Below are 3,458 nucleotides of genomic sequence, written 5' to 3' on the forward strand. Positions count from 1 at the left end.
CCCCGCACATTTCAATAATAATGAGTGCACACCATGATCGACACACGCCTTCCCCTGACCGATATTCACCGCCACCTTGATGGCAACATCCGCGCTCAAACCATTCTCGATTTAGGACGTCAGTTTAATCTGACCTTGCCTGCCAATGAACTCGAAGCCCTGCGCCCGCACGTGCAGGTGATGCATACCGAACCGGATCTGGTGAGTTTTCTGCAAAAACTCGACTGGGGCGTCAAAGTGCTGGGCGATCTGGATGCCTGCCGTCGCATTGCTAAAGAGAACGTTGAAGATGCCGCGCGTGCCGGTCTGCATTACACCGAACTGCGTTTCTCCCCTTACTACATGGCGATGAACCACAAACTGCCGGTGGCGGGCGTGGTGGAAGCGGTGATTGAAGGGATCCGCGAAGGTCAGCAACATCATGATATCGATGTGCGTCTGATCGGCATTCTGAGCCGTACTTTTGGTGAAGACGCCTGTCTGCAGGAACTGGAAGGCCTACTGGCGCACCGCGATGGCATTACCGCGCTGGATCTGGCCGGTGATGAACTGGGCTTCCCCGGCAGCTTGTTCCTCAGCCACTTTAACCGCGCGCGTGACGCGGGCTGGCGCATTACCGTTCATGCCGGTGAAGCGGCAGGTCCGGAAAGCATCTGGCAGGCTATCCGTGAACTGGGTGCAGAACGTATCGGCCACGGCGTTAAAGCGGCGCAAGACCCTGAACTGATGGACTTCCTGGCGAAGCATCAGATTGGTATCGAATCCTGTCTGACTTCTAACATTCAGACCAGCACCGTCGGCTCTTTCGAAAACCATCCGCTGGCAGTATTCCTGCGCCACGGCGTGCTGGCGTCTATCAATACCGATGACCCGTCGGTTCAGGGTATCGAGATTGCCAACGAATATAACGTTGCCGCGCCAGCTGCTGGTCTGACTCAGGAAGAAATCCGTCAGGCGCAAAAGAATGGCCTGACTATGGCGTTCCTGACTGAAACTGAGAAACAGGCAATTCGCGATAAAGTGTCCGCGTAACTGTTTTTTAAGCAATAAAAAGGGCGGGAACATATTCCCGCCCTTTTCTTTTTTATTCAGTGTTAAACCGACTTAACTTCTTCTTTCTTCACTACCGCTTCAGCTTCTTCACGCGCCACACGTTTGGCATAACGCGAAGCCAGCACCGCGCAGACCATCAGCTGGATCTGATGGAAAATCATCAGTGGCAACACCATCGCGCCCACAGCCGCCGCCGGGAACAGCACATTCGCCATCGGAATACCGTTCGCCAGACTTTTCTTCGAGCCGCAGAACACAATAGTGATTTCATCTTTGGTATTGAAACCAAACAGACGGGCCACGTAGGTGTTGATAATCAGCACAATCGTCAGCAGCACAATTGAACAACCGAGGATCGCCAGCAGTGACCATCCGTCGATCTGATGCCATATCCCTTCAACCACGGCAGCGCTAAATGCCACATAAACCACCAGCAGTATCGAAGAACGGTCAGTAATATTGACGATTTTTTTATGACGCTGCACCCACGCACCAATCAGCGGACGGCACAGATGCCCGATAATAAACGGCACCATCAGCTGTAAAACGATAGATCCGATGGCGTGCAAGGTGTCACTGGTGCCGCCCTGCGTGTGCATCAGCAAGCCAACCAGCACCGGCGAGAGGAATACGCCGAGAATACTGGATGCCGACGCGCTGCAAATCGCCGCCGGAATATTACCACCCGCCACTGAGGTATAAGCAATCGCCGACTGCACGGTCGCTGGCAGTGCGCAAAGATACAGGAAACCGTAATACAACGTCGGCGTCAAAATACCCACCGGCACCAGCCATTTCATGCCCAGACCCAGGAGCGGGAACAGCGCGAAGGTGCTGAGGAACACCACCAGATGCAAGCGCCAGTGGCTGATCCCCGCCATAATGGCTTCACGGGAAAGCTTCGCCCCATGCATAAAGAACAGCAGCGCGATAGCGGCCGTGGTCAGGTAGCCGAAGAAGGTTTTATAAATCCCTTCACACGGGAAAAATGAAGCGATGACGACGACACAGACCAGGATCAGCAAAAATTTGTCGATTTTCAGACGTTGTAACCAAGACATGAACCTTCCTTGCAAAGTGAATAACAAATGAAAAATAAAAGTGCCACTAAAGTGACACTTCATAAACGCAGACGACTTATTAGTTCTTAATGACTTTCAGCGTCGCCTGTTGTTCTGAGGACTGGATCCCCAGTTCGATCATTTCCATGACGCGGATAGCATCTGCGGCCGGAACCGGGTTATCGCCCTGTCCGTTAATCGCATCGCGCACACCGGCATAATAGGCCGGATAATTGCCCGGAATGGTCAGCAGTGATTTCTCAGCCAACACGCCATCTTGACTCAGCGTAATCACGCCATCTCGTTTGTCGAATCCCCAGTCAGCTTGTGGTAAACGTTCACCGGCTTTCAGCCGGTCCTCCTGCGGATCCAGACCAAATTTCACGTAGCTGCCCTTTTCGCCCTGCACAATAAAGCGCGCTGTTTCCGCCACTGCATACACGGTGCTGTGGAGCACGACGCGACGGCGCGGATACGTCAGCACGGCGTTAAAATAATCCACCGCTTTGCCGCCGGGACGCAACACAGCCAGATCAGCCTGCAAAGTTTCCGGCACACCGAACAGTTGCAGCGCCTGATCCAGCAGATGCGAACCTAAATCAAACCAGATGCCGCTGCCCGGCGCATCACTTTCACGCCAGCGTTGCTGCACCTGTGGTTTATAGCGGTCGTAATGGGATTCGAAATACACAACCTCGCCGAGCGCGCCTTCTTCAATCAGCGTTTTAACCGTGAGGAAATCGGAATCCCAGCGACGGTTATGGAACACCGACAGTACTTTGCCTTTTTCACGTGCCAGCGCATCCAGCTCGCGGGCTTCTGCCAGCGTGACGGTAAAAGGCTTATCCACGATCACATGTTTACCGGCTTCCAGCGCCAGCTGAGCCAGAGGGAAATGCGTGGTATTTGGCGTCGGGATCACCACCAGATCGATAGAAGCATCAGCAAACAGCTTTTCCGGCGAATCAACTACCGCCACATTGGGCCAGTCGGCATGGACTTTACCGGCATCGCTGCTGGAAACCACGGCAAGTTCCAGACCGGGCGTGCCGTCGATCAGCGGGGAATGAAACGTTTTACTGGCAAAGCCGTAGCCGATGAGGCCTACGCGGAGGGTCTGGGTCATATGATTTCCTTTATTTAACGGTCTTGCCCGTCAGGACGCTAATCATCTGATTTGACACCAGCTTACAAAGCTGGACAAGTGAAATTTTTCGTGGGCTCGCCGCCCACACAGGCCAGAGAATTGGGTTCGCCGCCCAAACGGGCCTTTAGGTCAAGGTCAAGGTCAAGGTCGTGGGTTGTGCCACCCACACTGACTGAAAGGTCAAGGTCGTGGGGCTC

General features: G+C 53.9%; 3 protein-coding genes. 1 reads left to right on the top strand and 2 read right to left on the bottom strand.

Features of this window, described 5'->3' with window-relative positions:
- Positions 1-33 precede the first annotated feature (33 nt).
- The gene (add, locus tag UC15_RS25425) at positions 34-1,032 is read left to right on the top strand and encodes an adenosine deaminase (RefSeq protein ID WP_112291994.1); all 999 of its coding nucleotides are present in this window, start codon (positions 34-36) and stop codon (positions 1,030-1,032) included.
- 62 nt (positions 1,033-1,094) lie between these two features.
- Here the strand turns inward: add and UC15_RS25430 are convergent, their stop codons facing one another.
- Together UC15_RS25430 and UC15_RS25435 are read right to left on the bottom strand one after the other, a co-directional pair.
- Positions 1,095-2,114, bottom strand: coding sequence for a bile acid:sodium symporter family protein (locus tag UC15_RS25430; protein WP_112291995.1), 1,020 nt, complete (start codon positions 2,112-2,114; stop codon positions 1,095-1,097).
- 79 nt (positions 2,115-2,193) lie between these two features.
- Positions 2,194-3,240 carry an oxidoreductase gene (locus tag UC15_RS25435; protein WP_112291997.1) on the bottom strand — a complete coding sequence of 349 codons (1,047 nt, stop codon included), beginning with the start codon at positions 3,238-3,240 and terminating at the stop codon, positions 2,194-2,196.
- Positions 3,241-3,458 lie beyond the last annotated feature (218 nt).

The organism is Rahnella sp. AN3-3W3 (genome assembly GCF_003263545.1).
Taxonomy (GTDB): domain Bacteria; phylum Pseudomonadota; class Gammaproteobacteria; order Enterobacterales; family Enterobacteriaceae; genus Rahnella; species Rahnella variigena.